Origin of the sequence: Streptomyces aurantiacus (assembly GCF_001418335.1) — a bacterium.
GTDB classification, from domain to species: domain Bacteria; phylum Actinomycetota; class Actinomycetes; order Streptomycetales; family Streptomycetaceae; genus Streptomyces; species Streptomyces aurantiacus.
On the sequence record NZ_LIPP01000346.1, the window covers coordinates 1 to 17,521 of the forward strand.

A 17,521-nucleotide genomic window follows, 5' to 3' on the forward strand; every position below is an offset into this window, starting at 1 on the left:
CCAGCACCCCAAGACCAGCAGCCAGAGCCTCACGGTCCCGGCCCACCACCACAGCCCGATGCTCGAACACCGACCGGCTCATGGCCAGCGACCAGCCGACATCCACGGGCAGCGCCTCGGCATCACCCGCCACGAACCCGCCCAGACGACGGGCCTGTTCACGCAACGCCTCCCCCGTCCGGCCGGACACCACCCACGGCACCACCGAACCACCCACCGAACCACCCACCGCCGACCTCGGTCCCTCGACCGAGTCCTCGGCCGGTGCCTCCTCCAGGATCAGATGCGCGTTCGTCCCCGAGACGCCGAAGGAGGACACGCCCGCCCGGCGCGGGCGGCCGGTGTCAGGCCACGGGGTGGGTTCGGTGACGACCTCGACCGCTCCGGCGTCCCAGTCGACGTGCGGGCTCAGTTCCTCGACGTGGAGGGTGGCGGGCAGCAGCCCGTTGCGTATCGCCATGACGGTTTTGATGACGCCCGCGACTCCGGCGGTGGCATGGGTGTGGCCGATGTTGGACTTGAGCGAGCCGACCAGGAGGGGCCGGTCGCGGGGTGCGCCATAGGTGGCGAGCAGGGCCTGGGCCTCGATGGGGTCGCCGAGCCTGGTGCCGGTGCCGTGTGCCTCGACGGCGTCCACCTCGGCGGCGGTCAGCCGGGCGTTGTCCAGCGCTGCGCGGATGACCTGTTCCTGCGCCGCGTCGCTGGGCGCGGTCAGCCCGTTGCTCGCGCCGTCCTGGTTGACGGCCGAACCCCGGATCACCGCAAGGACGTTGTGGCCGTTGCGCCGGGCGTCCGAGAGGCGTTCGAGGAGGATCAGGCCGATTCCCTCGGAGAAGCCGGTTCCGTCGGCCGCGGCGGCGAACGGCTTGCAGCGGCCGTCGGGTGCCAGCCCGCGCTGACGGCAGAACTCGGTGAACATCAGAGGGCTGGACAGTACGAGGACTCCGCCCGCGAGGGCCAGATCGCACTCGCGCTGGCGCAGTGCCTGGCAGGCGAGATGGATCGCCACCAGGGAGGCGGAGCAGGCCGTGTCGACGGTGACCGCGGGCCCTTCCAGGCCGTAGGTGTAGGCCACCCGGCCCGAAACGACACTGGTGAGGCTGCCGGTGGTGGCATGTCCCTCGAAGCCCTCGGGGATGTAGGGCAGCCCGGACATGTAGTCCTCGCTGGAGACACCCGCGTAGACACCGGTGCGGCTGCCTCTCAGTGCGACGGGGTCGAGCCCCGCGCGCTCGAACAGCTCCCATGACGTCTCCAGCATCAGCCGCTGCTGCGGATCCATCGCCAGCGCCTCGCGCGGGCTGATGCCGAAGAACTCGGCGTCGAAAGAGGCCGCGTTGTCCACGAACCCGCCGTGGCGCACATAGCTGGTGCCGTAGTGGGCGGGGTCCGGGTGGTAGAGCGCCTCCAGGTCCCAGCCCCGGTCCGTGGGGAAGTCCTCGATGGCGTCCTTCCCCGCGGCGACCAGGTCCCACAGTTCTTCCGGTGAGGCCACGCCGCCCGGCAGGCGGCAGGCCATACCGACCAGGGCCACCGGTTCCAGCCGGCGGTCCTCCGCCTGCACCAGGCGCCGACGGGTGTCGTGGAGTTCGGTGGTCACCCGGCGCAGATATTCGACCAGTTGTTCTTCGCTCGCCATGAGGTCACCCGGCCTTCGGAGTGTGGGTCGCGCGCGAGGTGTCCTGCGAGACACCGAGCTCGTTGTCGATGAAGTCGAAGATCTGATCGGCGGAGGCCGCCTTGAGCCGATGGGCGGCGCTCTTGCCGTCCGCTGTGACGTCCGTGCTCTTCCACCTGGCCAGCAGCGCTTCCAGCCGGGTGGTGATCTCGCTCGTGTCCTCGTGCGGCGGGTGGGCGGCGAGTGTGGTCAGGGAGTTCTCCATACGGGTCAGGTCGCTCAGCACGGTGTCGGCGGTGGGTGCTCGGACGAGCGCCTGGTCGGGGACTCGGACTCGGGCCTGGGGGGATGCCCCGCCCACGGGGTCCTCGGGCCGGCCGGTCAGCCGCTCGCGCAGATGACCGGCGACGGCCACGGGGGTCGGGTGGCGGAAGACGAGGGCGGTGGGCAGGCGCAGTCCGGTGTCCTCGACGAGCCGGTTGCGCAGTTCGACGGCGGTCAGCGAGTCGAGGCCCAGCTGTTTGAAGGTGGCGTCGCCACGCAACGGCTCCGGGTCGGTGCGGCCCAGGACCGCGGCGGCGTGGGCGCGTACGGCGTCGACGAGCAGGCGGAGTTGTTCGGCGGGGGACAGCGGGGCGAGCCGGCCCGCCCAGTCCGTGGGGGGCCTGCGGCCGGCGGCGGTGCGACGGGTGGGTGCCTGTGCGTGGGCCAGGGCGCGCAGCGGCGGGGGCAGCGCCGGGGTGCCCTCCCCGGCCAGGACGCGGGTGTCCAGGCGAGCCGCCAGCAGGGGCGAGCCGCCGTGCCCGCGTGCGGCGTCGAGCAGAGCGGGCAGTTGGCCGGGCGAGGTCTCCTCGATGCCTGGTCTCGGCGCGGTGGGTGGTCCGTACGCCAGGGCCAGCCCTGTCGTACCGGCGGGTGCCGTACCGGCGGTGTGCCGTCCCAGGGCGAGGGCCGCGCAGAAGGCATCGGCCCCTGCGGCGGCTGCCGACTGGGGGATGCCCAAGGCCGCCCGGCCATCGGACAGGACGGCGAACAGGGCCGGGGAAAGGGGCGCGGTCGCGGTGTGCAGGGCGGCCACGGCCCCTGCCCTCTCCGCCCAGACCTGGTCGAGCGCGCCGTTCGGTGGGACGGCGTCGTCGTGCGCGCCGGTGGCAGGCGCGTCGGTGGCGTGGACGACGCCGGTGAGCGGATGGCTCGGATCAATGGCGGAGACGGCTTCGGTGAGGGCCGCCGTGTCCGCCGGAGCGGCGGTGACGAGGTGCACCGTGGCGCCCAGGTCCCGCAACCGGTCGGCCGCCGCCGTCACCGCACCGTCTTCGGAGACGAGCAGCAGGTGCCTGGACTGCCCGGTTCGTACGAGATGTTCGGCGATCTCTGCCACCAGAGCACCGGCCGGCCCCGCGAGCAGCAGGGTGCCGTTCGGATCAAGTCGCGGTGGTTCGTCGCCGACGGCCTTGGACGCGGGTGCGAACCGAGGCACCAGGACGGACCCGGCACGCAGGGCCAGTTGGGGCTCATCGGCAGCGAACCCCGTTGCCACGGCCCGGTCCAGGACATCCGCGCCCACCCCGGTATCGGTGTCGGTGTCGGTATCGGTATCGGTGTCCGTGTCTGTCTCGGTGTCGGTGTCTGTCTCGGTGTCGGTGTCGGTGTCGGTGTCGATGAGGAGGAATCGGCCCGGGTGCCTGGCCTGCGCGTCGGCGATCACGCCCCGGACCGCGGCGGCGGCCGGGGTGGGGAGGCGGCCGTCACCCGTGCCGACCGCCCTGCGCGTGGTCAGCACCAGACGGGTGCCGGCAAGGCGTGCGTCGGCGAGCCAGCGCTCGATCAGCGTGCCGGTCCGCTGTACCGCGGCCAGGCCGTCGGCGGCCTCGTCGCCGGTCGGGGCGTTTCCCGTGACGGCGGTGCGGACGACGGGCGGTACCGGGTCCCCGGCGTCGAGGGCTGCCCACAGGGCGTTCAGGTCCGGATGCTCCGCCTCTCCCGGAGTCGACCGGGTGGCGCGGTCGGACGGCGTCCTGTGCTGCTCCGGTGCCGGTACCCACCGCTCCACGTACAGGCCGGGGACGCGCTCACCCGCGGCTCGCAGCCGCTGCGCGCCCGCCGCCAGGACGACCAGGCTCTCGCATGTGAGCACCTCGGCCCCGGCAGGGTCGGTCACGCTCACCTGCCAGGTGCGCCCGGTGTGTTCCGTACGCCCGTCGAGTGGGGAGAGCCGGACGCGGACGGAGGTGGCGCCCGTGGCCCGCAAGGACACCCGGCTCAGAGCGAAGGGCAGCCACACCTCGTCGGCCCCGGGCGGTCGCTCGCTGAGGAGCGCGGGGTGGAGCGCGGCGTCGAGGAGGGCCGGGTGCAGGCCGAAGCCGTCGGCGTCGGGGGCCTCCTGGGGCAGTACCGCCTCGGCGAACAGCTCCGCGCCCCGCTGCCACAGCGCGCGCAGCCCTCTGAAGACGGGCCCGTACCGTACGCCGGTCGCGGCGGCCCGCTCGTAGAAGCCGCTCAGGTCGACGGCTTCGGCGCCGGGCGGTGGCCACGCCGTGTCCGGGGTGTCGGCCGCCGCCCCGGTGGGCTCGGGGACGAGCCGGCCGGCGGCATGGCAGGTCCAGGACGCGCCCCCGCCGGGAGCCGCCTCGTCGTCCGGGCGGGAGTAGATGTGCAGCTCGCGATGCCCGCCTTGTGCCTCGGCCGGTCCCACCACGATCTGCACCTGCGCGCCCCCGGTCTCCGGCAGCACCAGCGGGACCTGGATCATGAGGTCGTCGACGCTCGTGCACCCGGCCTCGTCGGCGGCCCGCAGCGCCCACTCCACGAGGACGGCGGCGGGCACGACAGCGGTGTCGAAGAGAGCGTGCTGGGCGAGCCAGGGATGGCTGTACCGGCTGACGCGGCCGGTGAGCAGGCGTACATCGCCCTCCGCCAGCTCGGTAGCCGCCCCCAGCAGTGGGTGCCCGGCCGCGGCGAGGCCCAGACCGGCCGCGTCCTGGGTGCCGGTGGTGGAGGCGTCCAGCCAGTAGCGGCGACGCTGGAAGGCGTACGTGGGCAGCTCCGGGGCGGACGTACGGGAGGCGGGGAACCACTCCGCCCACCTGACGGCGCACCCGGCGCCGAACGCCTGCGCCAGCGAACGGGCCAGGCGCGGCAGGCCGCCGTCGTCACGCCGTAGCGTGGGTACGGCGACGGCGTCGGCGTCGGCCTCTTCGAACGACTCCTGCAGGCCCGGTGTGAGCACCGGATGGCTGCTGGACTCGATGAAGATCCGGTGGCCGTCGGCGAGGAGGGCGGTGACCGCGTCGGCGAAGCGGACCGGCCGGCGCAGGTTGGTGACCCAGTAGCCGGCGTCCAGGTCCGTGGTGTCGATCCGGGTTCCGGTCACGGCCGAGTAGAACGCCACGGGAGCCGGGGCGGGGTCGATTCCCGCCAGGGTGCGGGTCAGTTCGTCGGTGATGGCATCGACCTGAGGGCTGTGCGAGGCGTAGTCCACGTCGATGACCCGGCCGCGCAGCCCGCGTGCCTCGGCGTTCGCGACCACTGCGGCGATCTGCTCGGGCGGGCCCGAAACGACCGTAGAGAAAGGCCCGTTGATCGCCGCGACGCCCACTCCCGCGTGCCCGTCGACGAGTTCGGCAGCCTGCTCCTGCCCCACCCCGAGGGAGGCCATGGCACCCGAACCGGAGAGTTTCCGTAGTGCCTGGCTGCGCAGTGCCACGACCTTGGCGCCGTCCTGCAAGGACAGTGCGCCCGCCACGCAGGCGGCGGCGATCTCGCCCTGCGAGTGCCCTACGACCGCCGCCGGGGTGACACCGTGGCCGGCCCAGACGGCGGCCAGCGACACCATGACGGCCCACAGCACCGGCTGGACGACCTCCACCCGGGACAGCTCGGACCCGTCCCCGTGCAGTACCCCGGTCAGTGACCAGTCCACGTACGGAGCCAGGGCCTGTTCGCACTCGGCGATCCGGGCCGCGAACACCGGTGACTCGTACAGGAGTTGGGCGCCCATGCCCACCCACTGCGAGCCCTGCCCCGGAAACACCAGCACCGGACCGGGACCGATGTCACCGGCAACCCCCGACACCACATCCGCAGACACCCCACCCCCAGCCAGCGCCCCAAGACCAGCAGCCAGAGCCTCACGGTCCCGGCCCACCACCACGGCCCGGTGCTCGAACACCGACCGTGTGGTCACCAGGGACAGGCCCACATCCACCGCGGAGGCGTCGTCACGCGCCACGAACTGCGCCAGACGGCGGGCCTGTTCGCGCAGTGCCTCCCGGGTTCGCCCGGAGACCACCCATGGCAGCACCGCGCCGTCCACGGACCGCGGCTCCGGTTCCAGCTCCGGTCCCGGCTCCGGTTCCGGCTCTGCTCGGGCCGCCTCGTCCTGCCGCGCCTCCTCCAGGATCAGATGCGCGTTGGTCCCCGAGATGCCGAAGGACGACACCCCGGCCCGGCGCGGACGTTCGCCGCGCGGCCAGGGAACCGGCTCGGTGAGCAGTCGTACCGCGCCGGCCGACCAGTCCACGTGTCCGGTCGGCTCGTCGACGTGCAGGGTGGCGGGCAGTTGCTCGTACCGCAGCGCCATCACCATCTTGATCACACCCGCCACGCCTGCGGCGGCCTGTGTGTGACCGATGTTCGACTTGATCGAGCCGAGCCCCAACGGCCGCTCCGCGGGGCGCCTTTGACCGTACGTGGCCAGCAGGGCCTGCGCCTCGATCGGGTCACCGAGCCTGGTCCCGGTGCCGTGTGCCTCCACCGCGTCCACGTCCCCGGCCGAGAGGCGGGCGTCCGCGAGCGCGGCCCGGATGACGCGCTGCTGCGAGGGACCGTTGGGTGCCGTCAGGCCGTTGCTGGCTCCGTCCTGGTTGATCGCCGAACCACGGATGACGGCCAGGATCTCGCGGCCGGCCCGCCTGGCCTCGGACAGTCGCTCCAGCAGGACGAGACCGACACCCTCGGCCCAGCCCGTGCCGTCGGCGCCCGCGGCGAACGGCTTGCAGCGGCCGTCGGGGGCCAGCCCGCCCTGGCGGGAGAACTCGGTGAACATGCCCGGCGTGGCCAGTACGGTGGCTCCCCCGGCCAGGGCCAGATGACACTCACCGCGCCGCAGAGCCTGAGCCGCCAGGTGGAGGGTGACCAGGGACGAGGAGCAGGCGGTGTCCACTGTCAGCGCGGGCCCTTCCAGGCCGAAGCTGAACGAGAGTCGGCCCGAGGCGACGCTCGGGGTGTTGCCGGTCAGCAGATAGCCGTCGGTGGACCGGGAGGGTTCGTGCAGCCGCGGGCCGTAGTCCTGTCCGGTCATGCCGACGAAGACGCCGGTGGGGCTGCCCTTGAGCGCCCGCGGGTCCAGGCCCGCTCGTTCGAACGCTTCCCAGGCGCACTCCAGGAGCAACCGCTGCTGCGGGTCGACGGCCAGCGCCTCACGCGGGCTGATGTCGAAGAACTCGGCGTCGAAGTCGGCGGCGTCGTACAGGAATCCGCCCTGGCGCGTGCTGCTGGTGCCCGGCCGGGCCGAGTCGGCGCGAAAAAGCCGCTCCAGGTTCCAGCCGCGGTCGGTCGGGAACGCGCCGACCGCGTCGCCTCCGTCGGCGATCAGCCTCCACAGGGCTTCCGGTGAGTCGGCGCCGCCCGGGTAACGGCAGCTCATGGCCACGATGGCGATCGGTTCCTGGTCCGCGTCGGCTGTGGAGCGGGCGGGTACGAGGCCGGTCTCGGCGGATGTGGCGAATGTGGCGGTGAGCTGTGCGCGCAGGTGTCCGGCGACGGCCAGGGGGGTGGGGTGGTCGAAGGCGAGGGTGGCGGGCAGCCGCAGTCCGGTCGCCGTGCCGAGCCGCTCGCTCAGTTCCGCGGCGGCCACCGAGTCGAAGCCCAGCTGCTTGAAGGTCCGGGACATCGCGACCGTGCCGGACGCGGCGCCGAGCACGATCGCCACGTGCTCGGCGACCAGCGTGCGGACCATGCGTTCCTGATCGGCCGCCGGAAGACCGGCAAGCGCCGTCCGCCCAGCCTGCCCCGTCCGCTCACCCTGCTCCGTCCGCTCGGCCTGCCCCGTCCGCTCCGTCTGCTCCGTCTGCTCCGGCGGCTCGATCCGCTCGATCGGCTCCGTCTCGTCCGCCGCCGCCTTCTCCCGTACGGCTGTCCCCTGCCTGGCGGTCGACGCGGTCCGCTCCGGGACCTGCGCCGTATCGGGCCAGTGGCGCTCGCGCTGGAAGGCATAGGTGGGCAGGCTCACGCGGGCTGCGGGAGCGGGACCTGCACCTGGACCTGGACCGGTGTACGCGGGCGTGAAGTCGATGTCGGCGCCGCGTACATATCCCTGTGCCAGGGCCGTCATGAACGAGACCGTCTCGTCGCGCCCCCGGCGGCAGACCGGCACCGCCAGGGGACGCGGACTGCTCGGGTCCGCGGGTTCCGGGAAGCACGCGCGGGCCATCGCGGACAGCGGTGCGTCCGGGCCGAGTTCGAAGAACGTGCTCACGCCGCGCTCGCACAGCCCGCGCACACCGGACAGGAACCGCACGGGCTGCCGCGCGTGCTGTGCCCAGTACTCCGGGTAGGCCAGTTCGGCCCCGGTCACGGGCTCACCCGTGACGTTGGAGACGACCTGGACGGCGGAGCCGGCGGGCGTACGGAACGTCAGGCGGGCGGCGACAGCGCGCAGTTCTCCGAGCACGGAGTCCATGTGCGGCGAGTGGAAGGCGTGGCTGACCTTCAGGTGGCTGACCTTGCGTCCGCGGTCACGCCAGGCGGCGGTCAGCCGGTCGACGAGGTCGCGGTCGCCGGAGATCACCACGGAGGAGGGGCCGTTGACGGCGGCGAGGGCGGCACGCTCCTCGTGCCCGGCGAGCATGTCGGCCGCCTCGTCCGCGCTCGCCTGCCAGGCGGCCATCGCACCGGATGCCGGCACCTCCTGCATGAGCCGGCCGCGGGTGGTCACCAGGGCGCTCGCGTCCGGCAGGGAAAGGATCCCGGCCACGTGGGCTGCGGCGATCTCGCCGACCGAGTGGCCGAGTACGTAGTCGGCGCTCAGGCCGAAGGACGCCGCGAGGCGGTACAGGCTCGTCTCGATCGCGAAGAGGGCGGGCTGGGTGTAGGCGGTCCGGTCGAGGAGTGCCTGGTTCTCGGGTCCTTCGCCGAGGACGATCTCGCGCAGCGAGCGGTCCAGCTGGGCGTCGAGTGCCGCGAACGTCTCGTCGAGGGCGTCGGCGAAGACGGGGAACGCGGCATACAACTGGCGCCCCATGCCGAGGCGTTGGGCGCCCTGGCCGCTGAAGAGGAAGGCCCGCTTGCCGCCGCCGTCCGCCTCGCCGCGTACGACGGAGGCCGTCTCCGTTCCCCCGGCCAGTGCGTCGAGCGAGGCGAGCAGGTCGCCGGTGTCCCGGCCGAGCAGGACCGCGCGGTGGGTGAGCGGCGCGCGGGTGGCGGCCAGTGCCCGTCCCACCTGCGCGGCGCCGGGGTCGGGACGGGCCGCCAGGTGTTCGCGCAGCCGGCCGGCCTGGGCGCGCAGCGCGGGGGCGGAGTGGCCGCTGACGGTCCACGTCACCGGCGCCGACGCCTCCGGCGTCGATGTCTCCGGCGTCGATGTCTCCGGCGTCGACGTCTCGGGGCGGGCCGGCTCGTCCGGTACGGCGTCCGCGGGGACCCCGGCCGGGGTGGGCGGGGCGGCCAGGACGAGGTGGCTGTTGGTGCCGCCCATGCCGAAGGAGGACACCCCGGCGATCAAAGGTCGTTCGGGGCGCGGCCAGTTGCCGGGTTCCGTCTGGACGGCCAGGCCGAGGTCGGTCAGCGGGATGGCCGGATGGGGGGTGGTGAAGTTCAGGCTCGGCGCCAGCCGCCGGTGGTGAATGCTCAGGGCGGTCTTGAGCAGGCCGACGATTCCGGCGGCGGCTTCGAGGTGGCCCACGTTCGTCTTGGCGGAGCCGACCGCCAGCGGTACCGTGCGCGCCTCGTCCTGGCCGAGGGCGGCTCCGAGCGCGGCGGCCTCGATCGGGTCTCCGACGGGGGTGCCGGTGCCGTGCAGTTCGACGTACTGGATCTCGTCCGGTGTCACCCGGGCCGCTCGGCAGGCGAGGCGCACCACGTCCCGCTGGGCCCGTTCGCTGGGCCGCGTCAGGCCGTCGGTGGCGCCGTCGCTGTTGACGGCGCTCCCCCGGATCACGCAGTAGACCGTGTCGTCGTCGCGCAGCGCCGCCGCGAGGGGCTTGAGCACCACCAGACCGCCGCCCTCACCGCGTACGAAACCGTCGGCGCGCGCGTCGAAGGTGTGGCAGCGGCCGTCGGCCGAGAGCCCGCCGAAGCGGGCCGCGGCCAGCTCCGTGGTGTCCGGTGAGCAGATGAGGTTGACCCCGCCCGCGAAGGCGAGGTCGCAGTCGCCGCGCCCGAGGCTCTCGCAGGCCAGGTGCACGGCGACCAGCGAGGAGGACTGCGCGGTGTCGACGGTCAGGCTCGGACCGGCCAGGTCGTACGTGTACGAGAGGCGGTTGGCCAGAATGCTGCGGTGCACGCCGGTCATGGTGTGCCGGGTGACGTCTCGTGCGGGCCGGCGGTTCAGGACGTGGGTGTAGTCGTCCCACAGCGCGCCCACGAAGACGCCCGTGCGGCTGCGTGCCAGGGTGGGTGGCCGGATCCCGGCGTCCTCAAGGGCTTCCCAGCTGAGTTCCAGGAGCAGCCGCTGCTGTGGGTCCATCGCCACGGCCTCGGTCGGGCCGATGTTGAAGAAGGCCGCGTCGAAGGCGTCGATCCGGTCCAGGAAGCCTCCCGGCCCGTCGAGGCCCGAGTCCGCCCGCCGTTGTCCGGGCGGTGCGGTGCGCACAGCGCTTCGCCCCTCGCTCAGCAGCTGCCAGAAGGCGGCGGGATCAGGCGCCCCGGGCAGCCGGCAGGCCATCCCGACGACGGCGACCGGCTCGGTGCGGTCGCTGACCGCGGTGGAGGACGTGACCCTCGCGTCAGCTGCGGTCGCGCGGGGGACGACTGGCTGCCACAAGCGTTCCATGGCGCTCCCGGTCCGAAATCGGAGATCGCTGCGAGTACGCGGCCCATCGTGAGCGGGGGGTCTAAAGGGGCCCCAAACCCCGCCTTTGCCGTCTGTCTCTTTAGCCCGGCGCTATGGCGGGGGGTCAGTATCGGCCGCACGCGGGCGCCGGTCCGCTGCCGGTCCGCCGCCGGTCACGCGGCACGCGGCACGACAGGCGGCGCGCGCGGTACGACAGGGCGGCGGCGTTCGCGGCACAGTTCGACGAGAGGGAGGGCTGATGGAGAGCAGCACGGCGAAGGCTCCGTGGCAGACCGGGACCGGGACGTGGTTCCGGCGCTACCACGACTCGGCGCCGAGGGCGGTGACGCTGGTGTGTTTCCCGTTCGCGGGCGGCTCGGCGAGTTACTTCTTCGGCCTCTCACGCCTGCTCGCGCCCGGTGTCGAGGTCCTGGCGGTGCAGTACCCGGGGCGGCAGGACCGTCGTGGCGAGCCGTGTCTGGAATCGGTGACCGCCCTCGCCGACGGAGTCGTGGCCCAACTGCCTGCCGGTAGTGGGCCGTTCGCCCTGTTCGGGCACAGCATGGGTGCCATCGTGGCCTTCGAGGTGGCGAGGCGGCTGCGGGACACGGCCGGTCCGGGGCTTCCGGCGCACCTGTTCGTCTCCGGAGGGCTTGCGCGGCCCCATCGGCCTTCCGGCTCGACGGGAGCACCCGGTCCCGGGGACATCCTGGCCCATCTGCGTGAGATGGGCGGCACCGACGAGAGGTTCTTCACCAGTCCGGAGTTGCAGGCCCTGGTCCTGCCCGTGCTGCGGGCGGACTACCGGGCCGTGGGCACCTACGAGCCGCCAGGGCCCGAGCGTCTCGGCTGTCCGATCACGGCGCTGATCGGGGACGCGGACGGGCGGACCACGCCCGAGCAGGCCGCCACCTGGCGAGAGCGCACCAGCGGCGCCTTCGACCTCCGGGTCCTGCCCGGCGGGCACTTCTATCTCGACTCCTGCCGGCAGCAGGTGGCGGACATCGTGGCCACCACACTGGGAGGGGGGCGCCTTCCGCCGTCTCCCCCTCGGGGACCCGCTCCGCAGGACCTCGCTCGGTAGGACCCCGCGCGCCCCGACGGGGGAATTGTGGGGGCGCGCGGGGAGTCGGGCGTACGCGACGGATCGAGCCCGTCCGTACGGCGTCCACCGGAGCCGGGGGCTGCCGCCCCGTCTACTGTGCGTCTCCCGTGCATCTCCTGTGCGATGGCAGCCTTCGGCCGGGATCTTGGAGTCTGGAAATCTCGGGATCTCAGGGCCTCAGATCCTCCAGACAGTGCAGCGCTTCGTCCAGGGCGGTGGGGAAGTCCATCTCCGGATCGTTCGCCCACTCCAGCGAGACCTGCAGCATCACTCCGAACACGGCCCCGGTGTAGGCGCGTACCGCGGCGTCCCCCGCACCGCGTCCGGCCCGCTTGGCCACCTGCTCGGACATGACCTGCATGGACCGGCTGATGCTGCCCAGACTGGCACCCCAGAGCTCCGGCTCGGAGACGATGAGCAGCCACCGCTCGCGCTGGAGGGCCAGTTCCTGGTCGGTGACGTCCTCCAGCATCGTCCTGATCGCCTGGCGTTCGGCCTGGATCGGCGTCAGGTCGGGTGACTGCGCCTGGAACATCGTCGCGAAGGGCAGGTCGTAGTCGCGCGAGAAGACCAGATCCTGCTTGGTCGGGAAGTAACGGAAGACGGTGCTGGGAGCGACCTCGGCGGCCTCGGCGATCTGCTCGACGGTCGTACCGGTGTAGCCCTGCTCTCTGAACAACCGCACCGCCTCCCGCTGGATCGCGGCCTTGGTCCGGGCTTTCTTGCGTTCCCTCAGACCAGGCACGGTCTTGGCCTGCTCAGGCTGTGTCTGCGGCGTCATGCTCAGATTCTGCGGGCTGGGGGGTGCTCTGCCCAACATGACTGGGCAACCACACCACGGCGAGCAGTACGCCGAGCAGGCCCAGGAAGCCGGACACCACCAGGACGACGTCCAGGGCGCCGACGAACGCGGAGCGCACCGAGTCGGCGAACGAGGAGGACTCCATCGCACGGGCCACACCGAGACCGCCGAAGACGGAGTCCTTGGCCGCGTCCTGCGCGGCTTCGGGCAGCCCGTCCAGTTCGAGGTCGCCGCGGTACTTGGAGTTGAGGATGGATCCGAGGATGGCCGCGCCGAAGCTGCCGCCCAGCGTACGGATCGACTGGTTCACGCCGGAGCCGACACCCGCGCTGTCCTCGGACAGCGCCCCCAGGGCCGCGTCCATGGCGGTGGGCAGCGCGAGTCCGAGGCCGAGCCCGTACGCCGCCGTCCACGCGGCCGCGAGGCCGGTGCCGCTGCCGACGTCCGTGGTGGCGCCGTAGAACAGGGCGGCGCCCAGCAGCGCGAACCCGAGGCCGACCGCGGCCTTCGGCCCCATGGCCTTGGCGATCCTGTTGGCGACCGTCACACCCACGAGCAGGCCACCGACCATCGGCAGCAGGCGGAAGCCGCTGCCCATCGCGTCGGTGCCCAGGATCGCCTGGTAGTACTGCGGCATCGTGAACAGCACACCGAACATGGTGAAGTTGATCACCGTGCCGAGCATGGTGCCGGAGGTGAACCGGGCCGAGCGGAACAGGGAGAGGTCGACCAGGGGATCGGGGGTCCGCTTCTCCCAGAGCACGAAGGCCACCAGGGCGAGCAGACCGCCGAGGATGGTCGCCAGCACGGTGACGTCCGTCCAGCCCTTCTCGCCGCCCTGGATCACCCCGTACGTCATCGCGGCCAGGCCCGCGCTGGAGAGCACCAGGCCGCCCACGTCGAACGGCTTGGCCTCACTCGCCTTCGACTCCGGCAGCCAGGCCCGCACCGCCAGGAACGCGAGGATCACCACCGGCACGTTGATCAGGAACACCGATCCCCACCAGAAGTGGTTGAGCAGGTAGCCGCCCAGGATCGGTCCCAGGGGGTAGGCGAGCATCGCCGCGCCCGCCACCGCCCCGATCGCCTTGGGCCGCTCCTCGTCGGAGAACATCACCGGCAGCAGCGCCAGGATCGTCGGCATGATCAGCGCGCCGCCCAGGCCGAGCACCGCGCGCCCGGCGATGAAGACGCCCGAGGACGTGGCATAGGCGCAGGCCAGCGAACTCACACCGAAGATCACCAGGGCGACCAGCAGCACCTTCTTGCGCCCGAAGCGGTCCCCGAGCATCCCGGCGGGAATCATTCCGGCCGCGAACACCAGCGTGTACGACGTGACGAACCACTGCAGTTCGACGTTGTTCGCGCCCAGGTCGTCGGCCATCGCCGGCAGCGCCAGGCTCAGGATCGTGACATCGAAGCCCACGGCCATGGACGCGAGCACGAGAGCTGCGACGGCCCACCATCTGCGGGCACCCACATCTGACATGAGAGTTAACCTTCCAATGCGAGTCCAACTTCTAGTCGGAGCCTACTCTCATTTCTTTGCCGTCGGTACCGTCGCGTTCCGGCCTTCTTTCTCACCGAGGGGCGCGACAGCACCTGCCCCTAGGGGGGAGCGCGCGGCGGCGGTAGGGGACGCTGTGGGGCGGGTGTGGGGTTGTTCATCCCGGTTGCGGGCCGTGAGGCTTGCGGCGTGACGAAGAACCCGACGCCCATGAAGCCCCCGACGGTGAACAGGACCGTCGCCCCCGAACCCCGCCGGATCGGCGACTACTACGACCACAAGGTCTTCGACCTGATGACTCAGCTCGGGGACGGAAACCTGCACTACGGTTACTGGTTCGACGACCACGACACGGCCACGTTCGACCAGGCCATGGTCCAGATGACCGACGAGATGATCCGGCGTCTGGACCCGAGCCCCGGTGACCGCGTCCTCGACGTCGGCTGCGGCAACGGCACCCCGGCCATGCAGCTGGCCCGCGCCCGCGACGTCGAGGTGGTCGGCATCTCGGTCAGCGCCCGTCAGGTCGAGCGGGCCAACCGCCGTGCCCGTGAGGCAGGTCTGGCCGACCGGGTCCGGTTCGAGCAGATCGACGCGATGAACCTGCCGTTCGACGACGGCTCCTTCGACCGCGCCTGGGCCCTGGAGTCCATGCTCCACATGCCCGACAAGCAGCGGGTCCTCACCGAGGTGCACCGCGTGGTCCGTCCCGGCGCGCGCGTGCCCGTCGCCGACATGGTCTACGTCAGCCCCGAGCCCGGCCGGCCGCGGACCGCGACCGTCAGCGACACGACCATCTACGCCTCGCTGACCGACATCGAGGACTACCCCGGCGTCTTCCGCGCGGCCGGCTTCACGGTCGTCGAACTGACGGACATCACCCGCGAGACCGCCCGTACGTACGACGGCTACGTCGACTGGATCCGCGCCCACCGGGACGAGTACGTCGACATCATCGGCGTCCAGGGATACGAGCTGTTCCTGCACAATCAGGCGGCCCTCGGCAAGATGCCCGAACTCGGCTACATCTTCGCCACCGGACAGCGCCCCTGAGCCGCCCCTTCGCTCCGCTCCCCGTCCCGAGGGCCCACCTTGTGAAGAACCTCCGTATCCCCGTGTCGAAGACTGTGTCCCTCAACGTCCGGCACCGGCCCGCGGACGGGCAGGGGGACACGGGCCGGCCCTTCCTGCTGCTGCACGGCATGCTGTCGAACGCCCGGATGTGGGACGAGGTCGCCGACCGTCTGGCCGCCGCCGGGCATCCCGTCCACGCCGTCGACCAACGCGGCCACGGCGCCTCGGACACGCCGGAGGACGGGTACGAGAACGCGAGCGTCGTCTCCGACCTGACCGAGGTGGCCGCCGCGCTGAACCTGTCGGACGCCCTGGTGGTCGGTCATTCCTGGGGCGGGCACCTCGCGCTGCGCCTGGCCGCCGAACATCCCGGGCTGGTGGCGGGCCTGGCGCTGGTCGACGGTGGCTGGTACGAGTTCGACGGGCCGGTGATGCGTGCCTTCTGGGAACGCACCGCCGGCGTGGTCCGGCGCGCGCAGCAGGGCACCACCACCGCCGCCGAGATGCGCGCGTACCTGGAGACCACGCACCCCGCCTGGTCGCCCGCCGCCGTCGAGGCCCGTCTGGCCGACTACCACGTCGGTCCCGGCGGCCTGCTGACCCCCCGCCTGACCGCGGCGCAGGTCATGTCGATCGTCGGCAGCCTTCAGCGCGAGCGCCCCGCCGACTGGTACCCCAGGATCACCGTGCCGGTCCGGCTCCTGCCGGTCATACCGGCCATGCCCCAGCTCGCCGACCAGGTACGTGCCTGGGTGACCGCCGCCGAGGCGGCCCTGGACCGGGTGAGCGTGCACTGGTACCCAGGCACCGAACACGATCTCCACGCCGACGCCCCCGACGAGGTCGCGGCCGATCTCCTGGAACTCGCCCGCGACGTGGGCACATCCCCGCGGACACCAGGGCCCGCGGACGCCGGGGCCGGGCGGCAAGGAAGGAGTTAGCGCCGCTTAAGCAGCCGCGGCGACCCTGGGCGACGGCAGCGTGCGGCTCCCCTCTGCCCACTCGTACCGCCCGTCCCACCTTGAGGCTTCACGTGCCGGACAGGAAGGCTGACCATTCCCGTGGCGAACGAAGAGAAGCTCGTCGAATACCTCAAGTGGACGGCCGCGCAGCTGCATCGGACACAGCAGCGGCTGCGCGACCTGGAGGCCGCCCAGCACGAGCCGATCGCCGTCGTGGCCACGGCCTGCCGTCTGCCAGGCAAGACCGACACTCCCGAGGACCTGTGGGAACTGGTGGCCGCGGGGCGCGACGCCGTCACCGGGTTCCCTGACGACCGCGCCTGGACGTTCCCGGAGGAACCCCCGTACGCGCGGCTCGGCGGCTTCCTCGACGGCGCCGCCGACTTCGACGCGGAGTTCTTCGGCATCGGTCCCACCGAGGCACTGGCCACCGAACCCCTGCAGCGCCTCATGCTCCACCTCGCCTGGGAGACCGTGGAGCGCGGCCACATCGCCCCGCACACCCTGCGCTCCACCCCCACCGGCGTCTACGTCGGCGCGACCGGGCACGACTACGCGGCGCGCCTGGAGTCCGTCCCCGACGAGCTCGTGCCCTATCTCGGCGGCGGCACGTCCGGCAGCCTCGTCTCCGGCCGCATCGCCTACGCCCTCGGCCTTGAGGGCCCCGCCATCAGCGTGGACACGGCCTGCTCGTCGTCCCTGGTCGCCATCCACCTGGCCTGCCAGGCCCTGCGCCGCGGCGAATGCCGTCTCGCCCTGGCCGGCGGCGGCACCGTCATGTCCACCCCGCACACCTTCCACGCCTTCGCCCACCAGAAGTCCCTCGCCTCGGACGGCCGGTGCAAACCCTTCGCCGCAGCGGCGGACGGCATGGGCCTGGCAGAAGGCGCGGCCCTCGTCCTTCTGGAACGCCTCAGCGACGCCCGGCACAACGACCACCCCGTACTCGCCGTCATCCGCGGCTCGGCGCTGAACCAGGACGGCGCCGGCTACGGCCTCGCCGCCCCCAACGGCCCCTCCCAGCAACACGTGATCCACGCCGCGCTCGCCGACGCGGGCCTCGCTCCGGAGCAGATCGACGCGGTCGAGGCGCACGGAACGGGCACACCCATCGGGGACGCCATCGAGGCCCAGGCCCTCCTCGCCACGTACGGGGCCCGTCGTCCCGCGGACCGGCCTCTGTGGCTCGGTTCCGTCAAGTCCAACACGGGGCACACCCAGGGCGCCGCCGGTGCCGCCGCGCTCATCAAGATGGTCGAGGCGCTCCGGCACGACGCCCTGCCCGCCACCCTCCACGTCGACCGCCCCACGCCCCTCGCCGCCTGGAAGAGCGGTGCGGTCCGGCTCCTCACCCACACGGTCGACTGGCCCCGCCGCGACCAGCCGCGCCGCGTCGGCGTCTCCGCCTTCGCCACCTCCGGCACCAACGCCCATCTCATCCTTGAGGAGCCCCCCGCACCG

The 17,521-nt window shown here is 72.5% G+C and carries 8 protein-coding genes; 4 read left to right on the top strand and 4 right to left on the bottom strand.

The window, feature by feature from the left end; all coding sequences use genetic code 11:
• On the bottom strand, positions 1 to 1,693 hold a 1,693-nt coding region (locus tag AOK01_RS34465), incomplete at its 3' end, for a type I polyketide synthase (protein ID WP_425424782.1).
• A complete protein-coding gene (locus AOK01_RS42060; protein ID WP_079104001.1) occupies positions 1,644 to 10,610 on the bottom strand; it encodes a type I polyketide synthase in 8,967 nt (2,988 codons plus the stop codon). The genes AOK01_RS34465 and AOK01_RS42060, both read right to left, overlap by 50 nt.
• Before the next feature lie 259 nt (positions 10,611 to 10,869).
• Here AOK01_RS42060 and AOK01_RS34475 point away from each other — a divergent pair, with 259 nt between their 5' ends.
• Entirely contained in the window at positions 10,870 to 11,694 is an 825-nt protein-coding gene (locus tag AOK01_RS34475) for a thioesterase II family protein (RefSeq protein ID WP_055518677.1), read from the top strand.
• A gap of 190 nt (positions 11,695 to 11,884) precedes the next feature.
• Here the strand turns inward: AOK01_RS34475 and AOK01_RS34480 are convergent, their stop codons facing one another.
• Positions 11,885 to 12,496, bottom strand: a complete 612-nt coding sequence (locus tag AOK01_RS34480; RefSeq protein WP_055518679.1) for a TetR/AcrR family transcriptional regulator — start codon at positions 12,494 to 12,496, stop codon at positions 11,885 to 11,887.
• Complete coding sequence (locus AOK01_RS34485; RefSeq protein ID WP_245702544.1) at positions 12,474 to 14,006, bottom strand: DHA2 family efflux MFS transporter permease subunit; 1,533 nt, start codon at positions 14,004 to 14,006, stop codon at positions 12,474 to 12,476. Before AOK01_RS34485 ends, AOK01_RS34480 begins: the two co-directional genes overlap by 23 nt.
• A gap of 207 nt (positions 14,007 to 14,213) precedes the next feature.
• Here AOK01_RS34485 and AOK01_RS34490 point away from each other — a divergent pair, with 207 nt between their 5' ends.
• From AOK01_RS34490 to AOK01_RS34500, 3 genes are all read left to right on the top strand, one after another.
• Complete coding sequence (locus AOK01_RS34490) at positions 14,214 to 15,077, top strand: SAM-dependent methyltransferase (RefSeq protein WP_055518683.1); 864 nt, start codon at positions 14,214 to 14,216, stop codon at positions 15,075 to 15,077.
• A gap of 62 nt (positions 15,078 to 15,139) precedes the next feature.
• Positions 15,140 to 16,039, top strand: a complete 900-nt coding sequence (locus tag AOK01_RS34495; RefSeq protein WP_245702545.1) for an alpha/beta fold hydrolase — start codon at positions 15,140 to 15,142, stop codon at positions 16,037 to 16,039.
• Between the two features lie 120 nt (positions 16,040 to 16,159).
• The coding region (locus AOK01_RS34500) for a beta-ketoacyl synthase N-terminal-like domain-containing protein (RefSeq protein ID WP_213862196.1) at positions 16,160 to 17,521 on the top strand (1,362 nt) is incomplete at its 3' end.